This is a genomic window from Dactylosporangium sp. CA-052675 (assembly GCF_050947935.1).
Lineage (GTDB): Bacteria > Actinomycetota > Actinomycetes > Mycobacteriales > Micromonosporaceae > Dactylosporangium.
Genome location: NZ_CP192010.1, coordinates 4,117,018 through 4,134,132 on the forward strand (window position 1 = coordinate 4,117,018; position 17,115 = coordinate 4,134,132).

The 17,115-nt window shown below is 72.9% G+C and carries 20 protein-coding genes; 10 read left to right on the top strand and 10 right to left on the bottom strand.

Features of this window, described 5'->3' with window-relative positions; all coding sequences use genetic code 11:
* Positions 1-104: 104 nt before the first annotated feature.
* Positions 105-1,466 (bottom strand): extracellular solute-binding protein, encoded by a 1,362-nt coding sequence (locus ACQP1P_RS18885; RefSeq protein ID WP_433087991.1) that lies wholly within the window; start codon positions 1,464-1,466, stop codon positions 105-107.
* A gap of 140 nt (positions 1,467-1,606) precedes the next feature.
* On the opposite strand from ACQP1P_RS18885, the gene ACQP1P_RS18890 reads away from it, so the two are divergent.
* The 3 genes from ACQP1P_RS18890 (at position 1,607) to ACQP1P_RS18900 (ending at position 3,206) form a co-directional block, all read left to right on the top strand.
* Positions 1,607-2,698, top strand: coding sequence for a diguanylate cyclase domain-containing protein (locus ACQP1P_RS18890; RefSeq protein WP_433087992.1), 1,092 nt, complete (start codon positions 1,607-1,609; stop codon positions 2,696-2,698).
* A gap of 4 nt (positions 2,699-2,702) precedes the next feature.
* Positions 2,703-2,843, top strand: coding sequence for a hypothetical protein (locus tag ACQP1P_RS18895; RefSeq protein ID WP_433087993.1), 141 nt, complete (start codon positions 2,703-2,705; stop codon positions 2,841-2,843).
* A gap of 75 nt (positions 2,844-2,918) precedes the next feature.
* Positions 2,919-3,206 (top strand): YggT family protein, encoded by a 288-nt coding sequence (locus tag ACQP1P_RS18900; RefSeq protein ID WP_433087994.1) that lies wholly within the window; start codon positions 2,919-2,921, stop codon positions 3,204-3,206.
* 138 nt (positions 3,207-3,344) lie between these two features.
* Here ACQP1P_RS18900 and ACQP1P_RS18905 read toward each other — a convergent pair whose 3' ends face one another.
* Together ACQP1P_RS18905 and ACQP1P_RS18910 are read right to left on the bottom strand one after the other, a co-directional pair.
* Positions 3,345-3,524: a hypothetical protein gene (locus tag ACQP1P_RS18905; RefSeq protein ID WP_433087995.1), complete on the bottom strand. Its 180-nt coding sequence runs from the start codon at positions 3,522-3,524 to the stop codon at positions 3,345-3,347.
* 93 nt (positions 3,525-3,617) lie between these two features.
* Positions 3,618-5,513 carry a glycosyl hydrolase family 18 protein gene (locus ACQP1P_RS18910; protein ID WP_433087996.1) on the bottom strand — a complete coding sequence of 632 codons (1,896 nt, stop codon included), beginning with the start codon at positions 5,511-5,513 and terminating at the stop codon, positions 3,618-3,620.
* A gap of 160 nt (positions 5,514-5,673) precedes the next feature.
* Here ACQP1P_RS18910 and ACQP1P_RS18915 point away from each other — a divergent pair, with 160 nt between their 5' ends.
* On the top strand, positions 5,674-5,820 hold the full coding sequence (locus ACQP1P_RS18915) for a hypothetical protein (protein ID WP_433087997.1): 147 nt from the start codon (positions 5,674-5,676) through the stop codon (positions 5,818-5,820).
* Positions 5,821-5,873: 53 nt separating this feature from the next.
* Here the strand turns inward: ACQP1P_RS18915 and ACQP1P_RS18920 are convergent, their stop codons facing one another.
* Together ACQP1P_RS18920 and ACQP1P_RS18925 are read right to left on the bottom strand one after the other, a co-directional pair.
* Complete coding sequence (locus ACQP1P_RS18920) at positions 5,874-6,245, bottom strand: VOC family protein (RefSeq protein WP_433087998.1); 372 nt, start codon at positions 6,243-6,245, stop codon at positions 5,874-5,876.
* 25 nt (positions 6,246-6,270) lie between these two features.
* Complete coding sequence (locus tag ACQP1P_RS18925) at positions 6,271-6,843, bottom strand: TetR/AcrR family transcriptional regulator (protein WP_433087999.1); 573 nt, start codon at positions 6,841-6,843, stop codon at positions 6,271-6,273.
* 97 nt (positions 6,844-6,940) lie between these two features.
* Here ACQP1P_RS18925 and ACQP1P_RS18930 point away from each other — a divergent pair, with 97 nt between their 5' ends.
* Positions 6,941-7,900 (top strand): NADP-dependent oxidoreductase, encoded by a 960-nt coding sequence (locus ACQP1P_RS18930; RefSeq protein ID WP_433088000.1) that lies wholly within the window; start codon positions 6,941-6,943, stop codon positions 7,898-7,900.
* 42 nt (positions 7,901-7,942) lie between these two features.
* Here the strand turns inward: ACQP1P_RS18930 and ACQP1P_RS18935 are convergent, their stop codons facing one another.
* Both ACQP1P_RS18935 and polX read right to left on the bottom strand, forming a co-directional pair.
* Complete coding sequence (locus ACQP1P_RS18935) at positions 7,943-9,037, bottom strand: CapA family protein (RefSeq protein ID WP_433088001.1); 1,095 nt, start codon at positions 9,035-9,037, stop codon at positions 7,943-7,945.
* 20 nt (positions 9,038-9,057) lie between these two features.
* Positions 9,058-10,794 carry a DNA polymerase/3'-5' exonuclease PolX gene (gene polX, locus ACQP1P_RS18940; protein WP_433088002.1) on the bottom strand — a complete coding sequence of 579 codons (1,737 nt, stop codon included), beginning with the start codon at positions 10,792-10,794 and terminating at the stop codon, positions 9,058-9,060.
* A 203-nt stretch (positions 10,795-10,997) separates the two neighbouring features.
* On the opposite strand from polX, the gene ACQP1P_RS18945 reads away from it, so the two are divergent.
* Both ACQP1P_RS18945 and ACQP1P_RS18950 read left to right on the top strand, forming a co-directional pair.
* Complete coding sequence (locus tag ACQP1P_RS18945) at positions 10,998-11,300, top strand: hypothetical protein (RefSeq protein ID WP_433088003.1); 303 nt, start codon at positions 10,998-11,000, stop codon at positions 11,298-11,300.
* 53 nt (positions 11,301-11,353) lie between these two features.
* A complete protein-coding gene (locus tag ACQP1P_RS18950) occupies positions 11,354-11,677 on the top strand; it encodes a DUF4190 domain-containing protein (protein WP_433088004.1) in 324 nt (107 codons plus the stop codon).
* Between the two features lie 6 nt (positions 11,678-11,683).
* On the opposite strand, the gene ACQP1P_RS18955 is transcribed toward ACQP1P_RS18950, so the two are convergent.
* Positions 11,684-12,538: a hypothetical protein gene (locus ACQP1P_RS18955; protein ID WP_433088005.1), complete on the bottom strand. Its 855-nt coding sequence runs from the start codon at positions 12,536-12,538 to the stop codon at positions 11,684-11,686.
* 64 nt (positions 12,539-12,602) lie between these two features.
* On the opposite strand from ACQP1P_RS18955, the gene ACQP1P_RS18960 reads away from it, so the two are divergent.
* On the top strand, positions 12,603-13,256 hold the full coding sequence (locus tag ACQP1P_RS18960; RefSeq protein WP_433088006.1) for a class I SAM-dependent methyltransferase: 654 nt from the start codon (positions 12,603-12,605) through the stop codon (positions 13,254-13,256).
* 37 nt (positions 13,257-13,293) lie between these two features.
* Here ACQP1P_RS18960 and ACQP1P_RS18965 read toward each other — a convergent pair whose 3' ends face one another.
* A complete protein-coding gene (locus ACQP1P_RS18965; protein WP_433088007.1) occupies positions 13,294-13,470 on the bottom strand; it encodes a hypothetical protein in 177 nt (58 codons plus the stop codon).
* 85 nt (positions 13,471-13,555) lie between these two features.
* Between ACQP1P_RS18965 and ACQP1P_RS18970 the strand changes: the two genes are divergently transcribed.
* On the top strand, positions 13,556-14,734 hold the full coding sequence (locus ACQP1P_RS18970; protein WP_433088008.1) for a sensor histidine kinase: 1,179 nt from the start codon (positions 13,556-13,558) through the stop codon (positions 14,732-14,734).
* Positions 14,735-15,378: 644 nt separating this feature from the next.
* Complete coding sequence (locus ACQP1P_RS18975; RefSeq protein WP_433088009.1) at positions 15,379-15,945, top strand: response regulator; 567 nt, start codon at positions 15,379-15,381, stop codon at positions 15,943-15,945.
* A gap of 514 nt (positions 15,946-16,459) precedes the next feature.
* Here ACQP1P_RS18975 and ACQP1P_RS18980 read toward each other — a convergent pair.
* The gene (locus ACQP1P_RS18980) at positions 16,460-17,092 is read right to left on the bottom strand and encodes an NADPH-dependent F420 reductase (protein ID WP_433088010.1); all 633 of its coding nucleotides are present in this window, start codon (positions 17,090-17,092) and stop codon (positions 16,460-16,462) included.
* Positions 17,093-17,115: the final 23 nt, after the last annotated feature.

Here is a 17,115-nt window from a genome sequence, read left to right on the forward strand (position 1 = left end):
GGTTCGCGCCGGTGCCTCGTCGCGCCGGCTTGCAACCTGCATTCCCAGGCGCCGATGCCGCGAAACACGGCGGCCCGGGAATGTTCGTCGATGCCGGCTCCCGGCTACCTGATGCCGGTCTGGGCGGGGTCCTGCAGCGCCTCGTCGATGTCGGCGGTGGTGCGTTTGAGGATGTCCTCGACCTGCGTCCTGGTCAGGGCCTGCTCGGCGTGCCAGAGGTCGGCGAGGTCCTTGGCGATGATGCTCTCGACCACGATCCAGGCCGGGATCGACGGGTACATGCGGCCGGCCTCGATCATCGTGCGGAAGGCCGCGTACGCCGGGTCGGACTCCAGGCGGGTGCCCTTGATGGCCTCGGTGCGCGCCGGCCACAGGCCGGAGGAGACGCTGTAGCGGCGCTGGCTCTGCGCGCCGGTCAGGAACCGCACCCACTCGAAGGCCGCGTCCGGGTGCTTCGCGGCCTTCAGGATCGCCAGGCCCGAGCCGCCGAAGAAGCCGAATCGGCCCATCTTGCCGGCCGGCATGGGCGCGGTGCCCCAGCCGTTCTTCAGCCCCGGCCGGTCGGGGTCGGCCAGGTAGTCGCCGACCGACTGGGAGTTGTCGATGGTGATGGCGCCGACGCCCCTGGCGAACGCCTCCGGCACGTCGCTGGAGGTCAGCTTCATCGCCTCGGGGTCGTCGTAGAGGTGGACCAGGCGCTGGTAGTAGGCGACGCCGTCGACGGCGGGCGGCTGGTCCAGCAGCGACTTGTCGCCCGCCTCGTCGAGCAGGTTGCCGCCGGCGCCCCAGATGAAGGGGGCCACGTTGTGGATGATGCCGAAGTTGTTCTCGTTGCCGATCGCGAGCGGCCAGACGGTACTGCCGGAGTCCTTGATCTTTTTCAGGGTGGCCTCGAAGGCGTTCCAGTCCGTGAACGCGGTCGCCGGGTCGACCCCGGCCGCGGCGAGCACGTCCTTGCGGTAGAACAGGGCGCGCACGTCGGTCAGCCAGGGCAGCGCGGTGATCTCGTCCGAGCCGAGGCGGTGGCTGGCGCTCCAGCTGGCCGCCGCGAACACGTCCTTGCCGCCGACGGCCGCCAGCTCGGCCTCGGTGTAGGGCCGCAGCGCGTGCAGGGCGCTGAACCCGCCGACCCAGGTCGTGCCGAGCACCGTCACGTCCGGGCCCTCACCGCTGGTCGTGGCGGTGCTGAGGCGGGTGAGGGCGTCGCTCCACTGGATGCGCACGGGCTTGATGGTGATGTTGGGGTGCGCCTTGTGGAACTCCTCGGTCTCCTGGATGACCGCGCGGTCCTGGATCGGGCCGCCGTAGGGCATGTACCAGAACTCGAGCTCCACGGCCGGGCGGTCCGCGGCGTAGCCGACGGTGTCCCCGGCCCCGCCGCCGTCGCCGCCGCCCTTCGCGCACCCGGACAACGCCAGGGCGGCAACGGTCGCGGCGGCCACGGACCTGAGCACAGTGCGCCTCATCACACCGGTCCTATCGACCGGCGGCCCGGGCGGCTGAGCCCAGACGACCGGCGGAAAAGTCGTAGGTCGGCGCCGTGGCGGTCGATAGTCGGACCGTGCGCGGGAGAGTGAGGGACACGTTGGCGTGGAGGTGGCCACGCGTGCTGGCGCTCGCCCTCGTGCTGCTGGCCGCGGTCACCGTCGCCAACATCGAGCTGCACGGCCGCAGCCGCGCCCACGAGGGCACGCGCGCCCAGCTCAACGAGCTCAACGTGCTGCTGCACGAGGAGAGCTCGCTGCAGTGGAAGACCCTCGCCAGCCGCAACACCCCGGTGAAGGTCGCCCGGGAGCTCGGCCGGATCCGCCTGCGCGAGCGCGACATCCTCGACAGGCTGCCCGGGGCCGAGGCGCTGAGCCGGCAGGTCGAGAGCTACCACGCGGTGCTCGACGACGAGCTCGGCCTGCTCGGGGTGGGCAAGACCGCCGAGGCGCTCGCGCTGGAGCAGCAGAAGACCGACCCGGCGTTCGTCGTGCTCGCCGACACGCTGCAGCGGCTCGAGGAGTCCGAGACCGCCGACGCCGACCTGGCCAAGAGCCTGGCCGACCTCACGCTGGTCCTGGCCATGGCGTTCGCGGTCGCCGCGATCGGGGCGCTGCTGTACCGCTTCGAGCGCGAGCACCGCGCCTCGATGCGCGCCCGCGAGGAGCTGCTGCGCCAGCAGCAGGAGGCGCTGGACACCCTCGCCGAGCACGAGGCCCTCGTGCGCCACCAGGCCGCGCACGACCCGCTCACCGGCCTGGCCAACCGGCGCGCGCTCACCGAGCTGCTCACCGGCGCGACCGGCCCGCAGGCGCTGCTGCTGGTCGACCTGGACGAGTTCAAGCCCGTCAACGACCGCCTCGGCCACGCCGCCGGCGACGAGCTGCTCATCGCGGTCGCCGGGCGGCTGCTGGAGGCCGCCCCGGACGGCGCCGTGGTCCGCCTCGGCGGCGACGAGTTCGCGGTCGTGCTGGCCGGCGGCGAGCCCGAGGGCGTCGCGCTGGCCGAGCGGATCGTCGCGGTGCTCGGCGAGCCCTTCGACATCGCCGGCACCTCCGTGCGCATCGGCGCGAGCGTCGGCGTGGCCAGCGCCGCGGAGGCCGGCGACGGCGTCGGGGACCACCTGCTGCGCGAGGCCGACGAGGCCATGTACCGCGTCAAGCAGTCGACCAAGGGCGGCGTCGCCGTGTCCTGCGTCATGACCGCTCGGTAGCTTCGTGTCGCTGCCGAACTTCACGGTGTCGCGGGACGCGAGCGCCGCCACGGTCGAGGCGGCCGCGGCGCGCCGGGCCGCGGCCGGTCCCGCCGAGACGGGCCGGGAGCTCGGCGGGATCGCGGGCTCGCCGCAGTACCGATGAGACCGGCACACAGCGGGCTCTCAGCTTTCCGACGCACCCTTGCAGCACGCACCCGTTCCGCTACGGAGGTCAACAGTGGGTCTCGTCCTCGGCATCGTGAGCCTGGCGCTGCTGGTGTTCCAGCTGCTGCTCATCGCCCGCGCCGTCCTCGACTGGAGCATTGTGCTGGCCGGACCGTCGGCGCCGGGCGGCGTGCGGTCGAAGCTGATCGCCGCCGTCTGGCGCGTCACCGAGCCGGTGCTCGCCCCGGTCCGCCGCGCCCTGCCCCCGCTGCGCTTCGGCGGCGTGGGCATCGACCTCGCCTTCATCGTGGTCTTCCTCGGCATCATCCTGCTCCGGGCGATCCTCGGCCGGCTCTACTGAGGGTGTGATCCTCAGTAGGTGCACTCGGGTGGGGTGACCAGCCGCGGACCTGGCAGCGACGGCGCGCAGCGCCGAGCGGTGTCTGGCGGGAGCGACGGTCCGCACCCCGGCGGACCCGAGCCATGATCCGGCCCTTCCCTATGCCGGCTCGGGCACGCCACCGTCCGGGGGCGGGTCGCCGTCGCCGGGCATCGGCTCGGCGGGCGCGGGCGGCAGCGTCTCGGGCGTGTCCGGCAGCAGCTCACCCGGGTCGTCGGGGACCGGTTCGCGCGGGTCGATCGGCGGGTACTGCTCGGGGTCGAGCTCCGGTTCGGTCATGATCCCGAGTATGCCGCCCCGGGCCGTCCCCCGCCCGGTATGACACAGCGGCCCGGGACCTCACGGTCCCGGGCCGCCGCCGTCGCGCCGCGCTCAGCAGGCGCCGTTGTCCGTCCAGACGCCCTGGCTGTTGTTGCCGGGGATGTCGCCCTGGGTCCACCACTTGGCGGTCCACTTGTGGCCGTTGTAGGACACGACCGCGCCGCCGTTGTAGGCGGTGGCCGAGCTCCACGCCGCCACGCCGGAGCAGCCGGTGCCGCCGGTGGGCGTCGGCGAGGTCGTCGTGCCGCCGCACGCGCCGTTGTCCGTCCAGACGCCCTGGCTGTTGTTGCCGGGGATGTCGCCCTGGGTCCACCACTTGGCGGTCCAGGTGTGGCCGTTGTACGACACGACCGCGCCGCCGTTGTAGGCGGTGGCCGAGTTCCACGCCGCGGCCGAGCAGGTGCCGGTGGTCGGGCTCGGCGACGGGCTCTTCGACGGCGAGGCCGACGCCGACGGGCTGGCCGAGGTGCTCTTCGACGCCGACGGCGAGGCCGTCGGGGACGAGGTCGAGCAGCCCGCGGTGGCTCCGTTGGTCGAGTTGACGACCGCGTTGAACAGCGTGGCGGCCGGGTCGAGGGCCTCCAGCGAGTACATCATCGCGCCGGCGAGCCCGTTGCAGTGCTGGTAGTCGGCGCGCAGCTGGATCGACGCCGGGGAGTCACCGGCCCAGAACGTGGTGCCGTCGTAGAAGTACGCGCCCTTGGTGACGGGGTCGAGATAGGTGTACGACGGGTTGTTCACGAAGCCCGTGAGCTCCTTGTAGAACGACACGCCCGCGACGTTGCCCGACAGGGCGTGGCCGGTCGCCGGGCCCGAGGCGGTCTGGTAGAGCCCGTGGTTCGAGCCGGCCGGGACGCCGGTCCAGCCGCGGTAATAGAAGGGATAGCCGAGCGTCAGCTTGCTCGCCGGGAATCCGCCGGGGATGCCGTAGGCCGAGTCGCCCGTCGTGTACGCCTTGACGGCGGCGTCGATCGAGTACTTGCCGTTGCCCGGCGGGACCGGGGCGCTCGGGTCGCTGGGCGAGCCGTAGAGCGGGTCCTGCAGGTTCGTCGGGCCCGTCGACTCCCAGCCGCCGTGCATGTCGTAGGTCATGGCGTTGGCGTAGTCGAGGTACTGCCCGACCTTGTTCGTCTCGATCTGCGCGATCTTGTCCTGGCCGGCCGGCACCGCGGCGGTGAGCCACTTCTTGCCGCCGCCGAGCGCGTCGAGCTGGGCCCGGAACTCGGCCATCAGCAGCGTGTAGTTCTGCTTGTCGGCCGCCTTGAAGTGGTTGCCGGTGTGCCCGGCCGCGCCCGGATACTCCCAGTCGATGTCGATGCCGTCGAAGACCCCGGCCGCCGAGCCCGGGCCGCCGAAGCCGTTGCGGACCGGCAGGTTGCCCTTGATGAACATGTCGATGCAGGAGCTCACGAGCTGCTTGCGCGACGCGTCGGTCGAGGCGGCGTCGGAGAAGTACTTCGAGTAGGTCCACCCGCCGATCGAGACCAGGATCTTCAGGTTCGGGTACTTCGCCTTGAGCTTCTTGAGCTGGTTGAAGTTGCCGACGAGGGGCTGGTTCCAGGTGTCGGCGACCCCGTCGACGCTGATGTCGGCGCCGTAGGACTTGCCGTAGTCGGCGAAGGAGTCGCCCGCGTTGTCCCCGGCGTTGGGGTTGTTCTCGTCGGGCGAGGCGGCGGAGTCGTTCTCGAAGCAGCTGAGCGTGGTGGGGTTGATGTTCTCGAACGCGTACACGAGGAAGTCGAGCTTGCCCGCCATGCCGCTGGTGTCGAGGTTCTTGGGGTAGAAGCCGTTGGCGTAGATGCCCCACTGGGTGAAGTAGGCGAACTTGACGCCGCCGCTGGTCGTGGCGGCCTGCGCCGTGGTGTTCAGCGTTGCGGTGGTCCACGCGGCAGCGGCCGTGAGCACGGTGGCTGCGATGGCGGCGGTGAGCCGGCCGGGTCTGCGCATCTCGCTCCTCCTGTACCGAGAGCACTCCCAAGAAAACAGTTAAGGTTGTTAACTGTTTTCCGGAATTTTATAGCGGTCGATGCCTCGGGACAAGGGCATGATTGAACCGCGCGCTGAGGGGCATCCATTTCCTGACGGATCGAGTGACTCAGGAGGAGCGATGGCCCAGAACACCAAGCAGACCAGTGAGCAGGCGGCCCACGCGGCCAGCGAGGTGCTGCGCGACCCGACGGCGACGAGCGCGGACAAGAAGGCCGCGGGCAGCGCGCTGTCGCAGAAGCCGTCGAAGCCGAAGTCCGGCAGCTGACCCGTCACATGCCAAAGGCCCGGCGCTCGTCGCGCCGGGCCTTCGCCGGTTGATCAGCCCAGGTCCTGCACCGACCGGGACAGGATGCAGAACTCGTTGCCCTCCGGGTCCTCCAGCACCACCCAGGACACGTCGGGGCCCTGGCCCACGTCGGCGCGCCGGGCGCCGAGCGCGAGCACGCGTTCGACCTCCTGGGCCTGGGTGCTACCGTCCGCGCGCAGGTCGAGGTGCAGGCGGTTCTTGACGCTCTTGCGCTCGGGAACGCGTATCACGTCGATGCCGGGCATGGCCCCGGCCGCGGGCGCCAGGCTGATGATGTCCGGCTCCTCCTCGACGATCCGCCACCCGAGCACGGCGCACCAGAAGTCGGCGACGGGGCGGGGCTCGATGGCGTCGATGGCGATGACGGCGAGTCGACTGGTCATGGTCTCCACCGTACGAGCGCCCCGGTCAAGGCGTGGTTCGCAGGCCGTCCATCATGATGGTGAGCAGGCGGCCGGCCCTGGCACGGTGTTCGGGCGGGCGGGCCACGGTGAAGATGCCGATGAGGCCGGCGGCGATGTCTTCGGCGGTGACGTCGGTGCGCAGTTCACCCGTGGCGCGGCCGGCGCCGAGGATCGCGTCGATGGCCGCGAGTAGCTGGGCCTGGGTCTGGGCATGGGCGATCTCGCCGGATTCGATCATCGTGAGCAGCGTGTCGAGCATGCCGTTCTTCGTGGCGATCCAGTCGCCGAACAGCTCCATCCAGCGCCGCAGGGCCGCGGGTGGGGGAAGCTCGGCGAGCAGCTCGCGGGCGCCGTCGGTCAGCCGCGTGACCTGATCGCGGTAGACCGCGTCGACGAGCGACTCGCGGGTGGGGAAGTGCCGGTAGAGCGTGGCGATGCCGACCCCGGCCTCGCGGGCGATCGCGCGCATCGACGGCTCGGTGTCGGCGGACAGGAACACGCGGGTCGCGACTTCGAGCAGCTGGTTGCGGTTGCGTGCGGCATCCGCGCGCGGCGCGCGGCTTTCCGGCTCGATCAAAACGGATCACGCTCCGGTTGTGGTACGGTGCTCTTGGAAACGGAGCATAGTCCGGTTCTGGTCGCCTTCGCCGCGCCGCCCGAGGAGCTATGTGAACATGCAACAGCCGAGCGTCGACACGTCGGCGACCATGAGCCGCGCGGTCCGGCTCGAGTCGTTCGGCGGCCCCGAGGTCCTCGACGTCCGCGAGGTGCCGGCCCCGCAGGCCGGCCCGGGGCAGATCCGCGTGCGCGTCACCGCGGCCGGGCTGAACCCGATGGACTGGTTCATGACCTCCGACCCTGAGACCGCCGCGCGGTTCGGCCTGCGCCTGCCGTCCGGGTTCGGAACCGACTACGCCGGGGTCGTGGACCAGGTCGGCGACGGCGTGAGCGGGTTCGCGGCCGGCGACCGGGTGTTCGGCGGCGCCCTCTCGCGCGCGATCGCCGACCACGTGGTGATCGACGCGGCGGGGACCATCGCGGTGGGTGGCGACGCGCACCATACCCCCGACGGCGTCGACGACCGTACGGCCGCCGTCCTGGCCATCGCAGGGTGCACGGCCGCCGCCGCGCTCGCCGTCGTCCGGCCCGGCCCGGGCGACACCCTGCTCATCGGCGGCGCGGGGGGCGGGGTCGGCGTGTTCGCCGTGCAGCTCGCCCGCCTCGCGGGCGCGCGGGTGATCGGGACGGGTTCGGCGGCGTCGGCCGATGCCCTGCGCGCCCTCGGGGCCGAGCCGGTCGCGTACGGCGACGGCCTGGCCGACCGGGTCCGCGCCCTGGCGCCCGGCGGCGTCACCGCGGCCATCGACCTGTACGGGACGGAGACGGCGCAGGCGGCACGGGCACTGCGCGTGCCGGACGAGCGCATCACCACCATCGCCGCCCAGCTCGACGGCATCACACCGGCGAACGGCGCCAACGCCGCCCCGGGCGCCATCGAGGAGATCGCTCAGCTGATCGCGCAGGGCCGGCTCCGCGTGCCCATCGCCGCCGCCTTCCCGGTCGAGCGGATCCGCGCCGCGGTCGAACTCCAGTCCGGCCGGCACGTGCACGGCAAGGTCGTCATCGACCTTTAGGCGGATGCCCGATCGCCATGCCGTCGATTGTCGCCGCCGCGATCAACTGCCCCGCGAAGCGGCGAGCATGCCGTCCGCGGTGACGTCGATCCGGACGTCGAATCGGGCGCTGACCGTGCTCAGGACGGTCCGGAGATGCTCGGTGTCCTCGGCGCGGGCGTGCCGCAGCCGCAGGCGCCGCGCTTGCATCGGCGCCATGCGCAGGCCCAGCAACGCGCCCGTGGGCGCGACGGACGCCAGGTACAGCAGCCGCAGGTCGTCGCGGTACCGCTCGTAGCCGCCGATGCCCTCGTAGTCGTTGACGCAGTCACCGCAGCCGTACAGGATGAGCCGGTCGCGGTACACCTCCATCGGCCGGGGATGGTGCGAGGAGTGCCCGTGCACGACGTCCGCGCCGTTGTCGACGAGCGTGTGGGCGAAGCGGATCTGCTCCGCCGGGATCTCGTACCCCCAGTTGGATCCCCAGTGGATGGAGATGACCGCGACGTCGCCGGGCCGCTTGTGCCGCCGGATGCGCTCGGCGAGCCGTTCGGCGCCGTCCTCGGAGAGCTCCGGCACGACGTCGAGACCGGCCCGGTCCTCGGTCGCGGCCCAGTCCAACGGAATGCCGCTGGACGTCGCCCCGCACGCGAACACCAGGACGCGGGCGTGGCCGGCGCGCACCGTGGCGGGTCGCCGCGCCTGCTGCGCGTCCAGGCCGCCGCCGGCCACCTGCAGGCCCGCGCCGCGCAACGCGCCGAGCGTTTGTTCGAGGCCGGGGAGTCCGAAGTCCAGGGCGTGGTTGTTGGCCAGGACGCACACGTCCGGACGGGCCGCCGCGAGGCAGGGGAGGTTCGCGGGGTTCATGCGGTAGTGGACCGCCTTGCCCGCCGCGAACTGGTCGCTGCCGGTGACGCTGGTCTCCAGGTTCACGATCCGGGCGTCCGGCGCGGCGGCGGCCAGGACGTCCAGTGCGTCGCCCCACGGCCAGGAGAAGTCCACGGGGCGGGGGACGGGGCCGTTCGCCGCCTCCGCCAGCGCGACGTAGTCGCCGGCGCCGTCCACGTACCGTTCGCGTAGCGCCGGGTCGAGGGGATGCGGCAGGATCTGGTCGATTCCGCGGCCCAGCATCACGTCGCCGCACAGGAACAACGTCAACGCACCGGGCGGCCCGCCGCTCACGACCGCGCCGCCGCCGTTCGCTTGGCGTCGATGTAGGCGCGGAGGCGCTCGATCGGCCAGGTGTTGACCACGTCGTCGGCGGTGAGCCAGCCGCGCTGGGCGGTGCCGATGCCGTAGCGCAGGTGGTCCAGGTGCACCGGTGCGTGCGCGTCGGTGTCGACGGCGAAGCGGACACCGTGGCGCTTCGCGCGCAGGATGAGCTCGTCGGGCAGGTCCAGCCGGTCGGGGAAGCTGTTGATCTCCAGGATGGTGCCGGTGCGGGCGGCGGCCGCGAACACGGCGTCGAAGTCCGCGTCCAGCGGTGGCCGTTTGCCGATCAGGCGGGTGGTCGGGTGGCCCAGGACGGTGACGTAGGGGTTCTCGCACGCGCTCACGAGCCGCTGGGTCAGCTGGGCGGCCGGCTGGTTGAAGTGGGAGTGCACCGACGCGACGCACAGGTCGAACCCGGACAGGAACGCTCCCGGCCAGTCCAGCTCGCCGTCCGGGCCGATGTTGAGCTCCGTGCCGTGCAGCAGCACCGGGCCGCCGCCGGCCTCCAGCTCCCGCAACGTGCGGCGCTGGGCGAGCATCTTGTCGTCGGTCATGCGCTGCATGGGCATGTTCTTGGCGTGGTCGGTGACCGCGTAGTACTCGTAGCCGCGGGCCCGGGCCGCGGCCACCATGTCGGCCGCCGGTGCCACGCCGTCGGTGAGGTCGGTGTGGGTGTGCAGGTCGCCGCGGATGTCCGCCGCGGTCACCAGCGCCGGCAGCGCCCGGTCCCGGGCGGCCTCGACCTCGCCCCGGTCCTCGCGCAACGGGGGCGGGACCCACTGCAGCCCGAGCCGCTCGTACACGGCCTCCTCGGTCTCGGACACCACGAGGCTGCCGTCGCCGACGCGGAACAGCCCGTACTCGGAGAGCTTGAACCCGGCTCGAACGGCGATCTCACGCACCCGCACGTTGTGCGGCTTGGATCCGGTGAAGTACTGCAGCGCGGCACCCCAGGCCGCGGGCGGGATCACCCGCAGGTCCACCTGGAGGTCGCCGTGCAGCCGTACCGAGGACTTGGTCGCGCCCTTGGCGAGCACGTCGGCGACCATGGGCAGCCGCGTGAAGGCGTCCATCAGCGGCCCGGGCTCGGTCGCCGCGGCGAGGATGTCGACGTCGCCGACGGTCTCGCGGAACCGGCGCAGCGAGCCGGCCCAGGTGCACCGCACGCACCCCGGCACGGCGCGCAGCGCCTCCACGACCTGCTCGGCCGCCGCGGTGGCCACCGACAGCAGCACCCGGCCGTGGCTGCGCTCCAGCACCTCGATGCCGTGCAGGATGTTCTCGGCCGTCTTCGCGCCGAATCCCCGGTGGCCCGTCAGCTTGCCGGCGGCGATCGCGTCGCGCAGTTCGTCGATCGAGGCCACGCCGAGCTCGTCGTGCAGCTGCACTGCCCGCTTCGGGCCCAGGGTGGGAATCCGGATGAGGTCCAGCACGCCGCTGGGCACCCGCCGCCCCAGGTCGTCCACCACGGCCATGTGACCGGTGCGCAGGTACTCGACGATCTTCTCGGCGATCGAGGTGCCGACGCCCGGGATCTGCCGCAGGCCGCCGTCGTCCATGGTCGCGACGTCCAGCGGGTGACCGGCGACCGCGCGGGCCGCCTTCTCGTACACCCGGCTCTTGAACGGTTCTCCACCGGTGACGATCAGCAGGTCGGCGTATTGCTGCAGCAGCGCCGCGACGGCGTCGTTCGCCCGCGCCATGCCGCCAAGTCTAGGCCGGCTGCCGACGGCGGCAAGGGCGCGCGTGCCGTGCCGGAGGAGCTGCCCCGACGCGCTGTGGCAGGCAGCCCGGTGGCCGGTCGACCGGGCCGGCGATCGAACTTGACGCATCCCTGTACGGTGGCGTTGCCGCGTCGCGGTTGCGCCGACTCGCCCAGGGAAGTCGCCCGGCCTACGGAGGTGCTGTGGTGTTCGACGACGTGTTCTGGTCCATCGTCATCTTCCTGTTCCTCTTCGGCGGCAGCACCGCCGGGTTCGTCCAGCACCTCCAGTCCCGCCGGCACAGGTTCAAACTGGCGATGGCCCAGGAGAAGGTCAAGTTGGAGCAGGCGAAGGCGAAGCTGGCCGAGGAGCAGAACCGGCAGACCGCGCTGGAGGTGCGCAGGGCCGAGCTGGAGATCGAACGCTATGACCGGCGGATCCCGGGCCTGCTGCCGGCCCCACACGCCGAGGATGCGACCGGCGACGCCGTGGAAGAGACGCCGTAGCCGAATCCCCGGCGCGGCCGGGATATGCTGCGCGCCTACCTCCGGAGGACACGGTGACCGAACCGCAACAGCCGCAGCCGCAGCCGCAGCCGTATCCGCATCCGGGCTACCAGCAGCAGTACACGCCGCTGCCGCCGGTGAACACGTACGCCATCCTCGCGGCGATCTTCGCCTTCGTGGTGTTCCCGCCGCTGGGCATCTACTTCGGGCGCAAGGCCAAGGAGCAGATCGCGGTCAGTGGCGAGCGCGGCACCGAGCTCGCCACTGTCGGCGTGGTCGCGGGCTGGATCATCAGCGTGCTGTACGGCCTGTTCCTGATCGTGTGGTGCGGCTTCGTCGGACTCGCGGTCCTCGGTGGGTTCCACACCTCCCCGTGAGGCGCGTCAGCCCTGCTTGAGGCGCCAGGTCTTGCTGTCGAAGACCACGCACACGCTCGGCGACATCACGATCACGCGCAGGGTGCCGTCGGCCGCCTGGTAGTCGATGCCCTCGACCTCGAACGAGCCGGAGCAGGCGCTCGACAGCGGCAGCTGCCGCAGGGCGGTCACGTGGCCGGTCAGGGCGGCGCCGTCGGGGCCGCGAGCCAGGTCGATCCGCAGCAGCGGCTTGGTGATGCCGAACAGGGTGCCGTCGGGGTCGTCGGACGCGCACAGCAGGGCCGTCGCCGAGAGGAAGTCGCAGCCCTGCACGTCGCGCACGGCGTGGTCGAGGCCCACCGTGAAGGCGAGCGGCAGGTCCGCGCCGGCCACGGCGGCGGGGTTGAGCCCGGGCGTGGGGAAGCCGAGCAGGCGGTTCATGGTGCCCCACTCGCCGGCCAGCATCCACGTGCCGTCCGGGGTGATCGCGGACCACGAGTTGTTGTACGCCTCGCCCGCCGTGAGCGCGTGGCGGTACTCGGTCCAGGCCCCGGCCGGCGACTGGGCGCGGAACATCTTGCCGCTGTGGTCGCCGCGCTCGTACGGCTCCACGTACCAGCCGTTGACCGAGTCGGGATCGCCGACGTGGTCGAATCCGCGCGCGGCCACGTCGGGCGGGATGGTGCCGACGCCGGTGTAGCGGTACTCCACGGTGCCGCCCCGGCGGATGACGGTCAGGCCCTGGCTCTCGTCGAGCGGGCGGGCACGATCGGAGCCGACGGTCACCCAGCTCGTCGCGGCGTGCGCGGGGGCGGCGGAGGCGAGGACCGCGGCGAGGACGGCGGCGGCGACGACCGCACGTCGCGCGAAGGACTTCTGCATGGCGGGCAGCGTGCCAGATATAGATGTCCATCGCTAGTACGCGCCGTTGAGGCACGATGGACCGATGACGGACAATGTGCTGGCCGAGCAGGTGGGGTACTACCGCAGCCGAGCCGGGGAGTACGACGCCACGGCCTACGGGGACGTCGAGGCCGCCCGGGCCCGCATCGCGCGGCTCGTGCGGGCGATGGCGCCGCGCGGGCGGGTGCTCGAGATCGCCTGCGGCACCGGGATGTGGACGGAGGCGCTCGCGCGCGAGGCCGGCTCGGTGCACGCCGTGGACGCCGCGCCCGAGACGATCGCCATCGCCCGGGAGCGCGTCCGGGAGGGCGCGGTCTCCTTCGAGGTCGCGGACGTCTTCGCGTTGCGGTCCACGCGCGCGTACGACGTCGTGTTCTTCTCGGCCTGGCTCTCCCACGTGCCGCAGGAGCGGTTCGAGGAGTTCTGGCGCCTCGTCCGCGGCCGGCTCGCCCCGGGCGGCCGCGTCCTGTTCGTCGACGAGCACGTGGACGAACAGGCCAAGGAGGCCTTCGTCGGCGACGAGGTGGTCGAGCGGCGGCTCACCGACGGGCGCACGTTCCGCATCGTCAAGCGCTTCATCGACCCGGCGGCGCTGCGGGACCGGCTGCGCGGGCTCGGGTGGCAGTGCCGCATCGAGCGGGACGGCCACGACTGGATCCTGGGCGAGGCGCGCATCGGCGAGGGGCGCCGCGACTGACCGCGACGCCCGCCCCGGCTTCCGGCGCCCGCGGGCGTCAGCGGGAGCCGCGGATCAGGAAGCTGCGCGCGGCCCACAGCACACCCAGCACGATCGCGCCGATCACCGCGAAGGTGCCCAGGGCCGAGGACTCGGTCAGCGCCACGATCGCCACCGCGGCGCCGTAACAGACGGTCAGGATCAGCATGATGTTCATCGACAGACGAGGACTCATGGGCATCACCATCGCGCCGCCCGGCGCCCCGCACATCCAACGACCGTTGGATGCGCCGCCCGCGGGCATTGGCGATCCTGGTGGGATGGACGATCCCGACGGGGCCGGCGATCCTGGGCAGCACGAGTGGCATCGGCTCGCGGCGGGGTGGCACGTCGCGTTCGCGGCGCTGGCCGTCACCACCGCGGGGCTCATCGCGTTCGACGGCAGTCTCGGGGCCGGGCGCCGGGTGCTCGGGGTGGCGATCGTCGCCGCGCTCGCCGCGTGGTACCCCGTCGCGGGTGCCGGACTCCTGCGCCGCCCGCGGGACCACAAGGGCTGGCTGTACGTCGGGATCGCCGTCGTGCTGAGCACCGCCGCCGTCGCCGTGTCGCCCGCCGGGGCGGTGCTGCTGTTCCTGCTCTTTCCGCACGTGTGGGCCATGCTGCCCGCCCGGCAGGCGATCGCCGGCTCCGTCGCCGCCGTGGTGGCGCTCGGTGTCGTGTTCGCGCTGCGGTACCCGCCCGAGACGGTCCTGCCCCCGGCCGCCCTCGCGCTCGTGTGCGCCGTCGGCGTCGGGCTCTGGATCAGCCGGATCATCGACCAGAGCGCGCACCGGGCGCGGCTCGTCGCCGAGCTCGACGCCACCCGGGCCGAGCTCGCCGAGGTCAGCCGCGAGGCGGGCGCCCTCGCGGAGCGCGAACGCATGGCCCGCGACATCCACGACACGGTCGCGCAGGGGTTCACGAGCGTCCTGCTGCTGCTCGACGCGCTCGAGGCCGAGCTCGGCGAGGGCAACGAGGCGGCGCTGGCGTACCTGTACCGGGCCCGCGACACCGCCCGCGACAACCTCGGCGAGGCGCGCTCGCTCATCGACGCCGCGACTCCTCCGGCGCTGCGGGCCGCGTCGCTGCCGGCCGCGCTGCGCCGGGTCGTCGAGCGCATCGGCCCCGACCTGCCCGGCGGCGCCACGCTGACCGTCGAGGGCGAGCCGCGGCCGCTCCCCGCCGAGCTGGAGGTGGTGGCGCTGCGGGCCGGCCAGGAGGCCCTCGCGAACGTGCGCCGGCACGCGGGAGCGTCGCGGGTCGAGGTGCGCATACGGTACGACGGCGGGCTCCTGGGCCTTCGCGTCAGCGACGACGGGCGCGGCTTCGACGCGAGCGCCCGGCCGGCGGGCTTCGGTCTGGCCGGGCTGCGCGAGCGCGTGACGGCCGCGGGCGGGTCGGTCGCGGTGCGTACCAGCCCCGGCCAGGGCGTGACCGTGGACGTGGAGCTGCCGGCGTGATCGCCCGGGCCGCTTGCTCCCACGACGGCGTGGGCGTGTGCGCGTGCGGCGGCGCGGACGCGTGCGGCGGTGCGGGCGTGCGGGGCGGCGTGGTTGCCTGCGGCGGTGCGGGCGTGCGGGGCGGCGTGGTTGCGTGCGGCGGTGCGGGCGTGCGGGGCGGCGTGGTTACGTGCGGCGGTGCGGCGGCGCTGGCCTGCGGGGGCGGCGTGGTGGCGTGCGGCGGTGCGGGCGTGCGGGGCGGCGTGGTGGCGTGCGGCGGCGCTGGCCTGCGGGGGCGGCGTGGTTGCCTGCGGCGCTGCGGGCGTGCGGGGCGGCTTCGGTCCGTGCGGGAGCGCGGGCGTGCGGGGGCGGCTTGTGTTCTCGCGGCGGTGTGAGCGACTCGGTCGGCGGGGAGCCGGCGGCGTGCGTGGCGGGGGCGGCGTTCTCAGGGCGTCGGCGGCCGGGGCGTCGGTGCCGGTGGCGGTGGCGGTGTCGGTGTCGGCACGACGGTTCGTCGGCCGGCGCGGTGCCGGCGGCTGCGACTGGGTCCATGTTCTCGCGACGGCGTTGGAGGTGGTGGCGTGAGCGGCCAGGACGGCAGCGGCGTGACGGTGCGGTTACTCGTGGTGGACGACCACCCTATCGTCCGGGAGGGTTTACGGGCTGTGCTGAACCGCGAACCCGACCTCGTGGTCGAGGCTGACTGCGGCCGCGGGCACGAGGCGGTCCAGCTCGCCGCGGCGCTGCGGCCCGACGTGGTACTGATGGATCTGCGGCTGCCCGACCTCGACGGAATCGCCGCGATCGAGCGGATCACCGCCGATGGTGCGGCCAAGGTGCTCGTGCTGACCAGCTACGACACGGACGGTGACGTGGTGCGGGCGGTGGCCGCGGGCGCGGTCGGATACCTGCTCAAGGGGTGCAGCCGGGAGGAGCTGACGGCGGCCGTGCGCACGGCCGCCCGGGGTGGCACCGCCCTCGCCGCCCCCGCCGCCGACCGGCTCGTGCGGGCCCGGCGCGGGGACGTGCCGCAGCTGACCAACCGCGAGCTCGACGTGCTGCGCTGCCTCGCCCGCGGCCTGTCCAACCCGGAGACGGGCCGCGAGCTGTACGTGAGCGAGGCGACGGTGAAGAGCCACGTCATGCGCATCTTCGACAAACTCGGCGTGAAGGATCGGACGGCCGCCGTCACCGCCGCGATCGCCCGGGGCCTGCTCCCGCCACCGCAGTGAACGGCCGGTGACCGTCCGCGCTTGCCGCGATCCACTTGCCGGCGCGGCGGCGACGCTCACCGCCTGCACAAGATCGGTTGCGTTGCCGGACGTCGACGCCCTGGGAGGTGTCCGGCCGTGTGGCGGGCGTTCAGGGTGTCCGGCCGTGTGGCGGGCGTTCAGGGTGTCCGGCCGTGTGGCGGGCGTTCAGGGTGTCCGGCCGTGTGGCGGGCGTTCAGGGTGTCCGGCCGTGTGGCGGGCGTTCAGGGTGTCCGGCCGTGTGGCGGGTGGAGGGTGCTCGGCCGTGCGGCGCGCGGAGGGTGTCCGGCCGTGCGGCGCGCGGAGGGTGCTCGGCCGTGCGGCGCGCGGAGGGTGCTCGGCCGTGCGGCGCGCGGAGGGTGCCGGGCCGTGCGCGAAAGGTGATGCTCGGGGTTCGGGTGCCCTCAGGTGTGAAGCGGCGCAAGCCCGCGGTCGGGAGGCGATCGACTTGCTGTGCGCCGGTCGGGGAGACGCCCTGGATGCGGAAGCGGTTGCGTCAGGCGTCCACGCCGATGCGTTCGCGTAGGTCCTCGGCCCACAGGTCCGCGGTGTAGACCGGCGTCCCCGGCTGGTGTTTGCGACCGCCGTCGGCCAGGCCGCCCGCGTCGACCGGTTCGAAGCCGAGCTGCTCCACCAGGTCGAACACCTTCCACTTGGCTTCGGGGTCGTCCGCCGAAACAGGGATGCCGTAGCGGCGGTTGGCGCCCGCCGAGTGGCCATAACTGCGCAGGTGGTCCCATCGCATCGCGTTGAAGGCCTTCACCACGTGTGCGCCCGGCAGTTCCCACTGCACCAGCTCGCTGCTGGTCACGTGGCCGTCCTCGAGCTCGGCGAACCGGCCGTCGCGCTGCGGATAGTAGTTGCTCGCGTCGATCACGGTCTTGCCGTTCAGCTCGGCGGCCGGCAGGTCCCGATACTGCCCGAACGGCACCGCGAGCACGACGATCTCGCCGAAGCGGGCGGCCTCGTCGGGTGTCGCGGCGTGTACGTGGCGGCCGAGGTCGAGTTCGAGGTCGCGCAGCGTGTCCGGGCCGTGGCGGTTGGCTATGGCCACGTCGTCGCCGGCCTCGGCGCACAGGTACGCGAGCGTCGAGCCCATGTGGCCCGCCCCGATCAGTCCGATCCTCATGCGCCCCGGCTACCCGGGCCGGA

Excerpts from the sequence above, each read along its gene's own strand:
- ACQP1P_RS18885 (WP_433087991.1), bottom strand. The coding sequence starts at position 1,466 with ATGAGGCGCACTGTGCTCAGGTCCGTGGCCGCCGCGACCGTTGCCGCC.
- ACQP1P_RS18905 (WP_433087995.1), bottom strand. The coding sequence starts at position 3,524 with ATGACCGAACCGGAGCTCGACCCCGAGCAGTACCCGCCGATCGACCCG.
- ACQP1P_RS18910 (WP_433087996.1), bottom strand. The coding sequence starts at position 5,513 with ATGCGCAGACCCGGCCGGCTCACCGCCGCCATCGCAGCCACCGTGCTC.
- ACQP1P_RS18915 (WP_433087997.1), top strand. The coding sequence starts at position 5,674 with ATGGCCCAGAACACCAAGCAGACCAGTGAGCAGGCGGCCCACGCGGCC.
- ACQP1P_RS18920 (WP_433087998.1), bottom strand. The coding sequence starts at position 6,245 with ATGACCAGTCGACTCGCCGTCATCGCCATCGACGCCATCGAGCCCCGC.
- ACQP1P_RS18930 (WP_433088000.1), top strand. The coding sequence starts at position 6,941 with ATGCAACAGCCGAGCGTCGACACGTCGGCGACCATGAGCCGCGCGGTC.
- polX (WP_433088002.1), bottom strand. The coding sequence starts at position 10,794 with ATGGCGCGGGCGAACGACGCCGTCGCGGCGCTGCTGCAGCAATACGCC.
- ACQP1P_RS18955 (WP_433088005.1), bottom strand. The coding sequence starts at position 12,538 with ATGCAGAAGTCCTTCGCGCGACGTGCGGTCGTCGCCGCCGCCGTCCTC.
- ACQP1P_RS18960 (WP_433088006.1), top strand. The coding sequence starts at position 12,603 with ATGACGGACAATGTGCTGGCCGAGCAGGTGGGGTACTACCGCAGCCGA.
- ACQP1P_RS18965 (WP_433088007.1), bottom strand. The coding sequence starts at position 13,470 with ATGAGTCCTCGTCTGTCGATGAACATCATGCTGATCCTGACCGTCTGT.
- ACQP1P_RS18970 (WP_433088008.1), top strand. The coding sequence starts at position 13,556 with ATGGACGATCCCGACGGGGCCGGCGATCCTGGGCAGCACGAGTGGCAT.
- ACQP1P_RS18980 (WP_433088010.1), bottom strand. The coding sequence starts at position 17,092 with ATGAGGATCGGACTGATCGGGGCGGGCCACATGGGCTCGACGCTCGCG.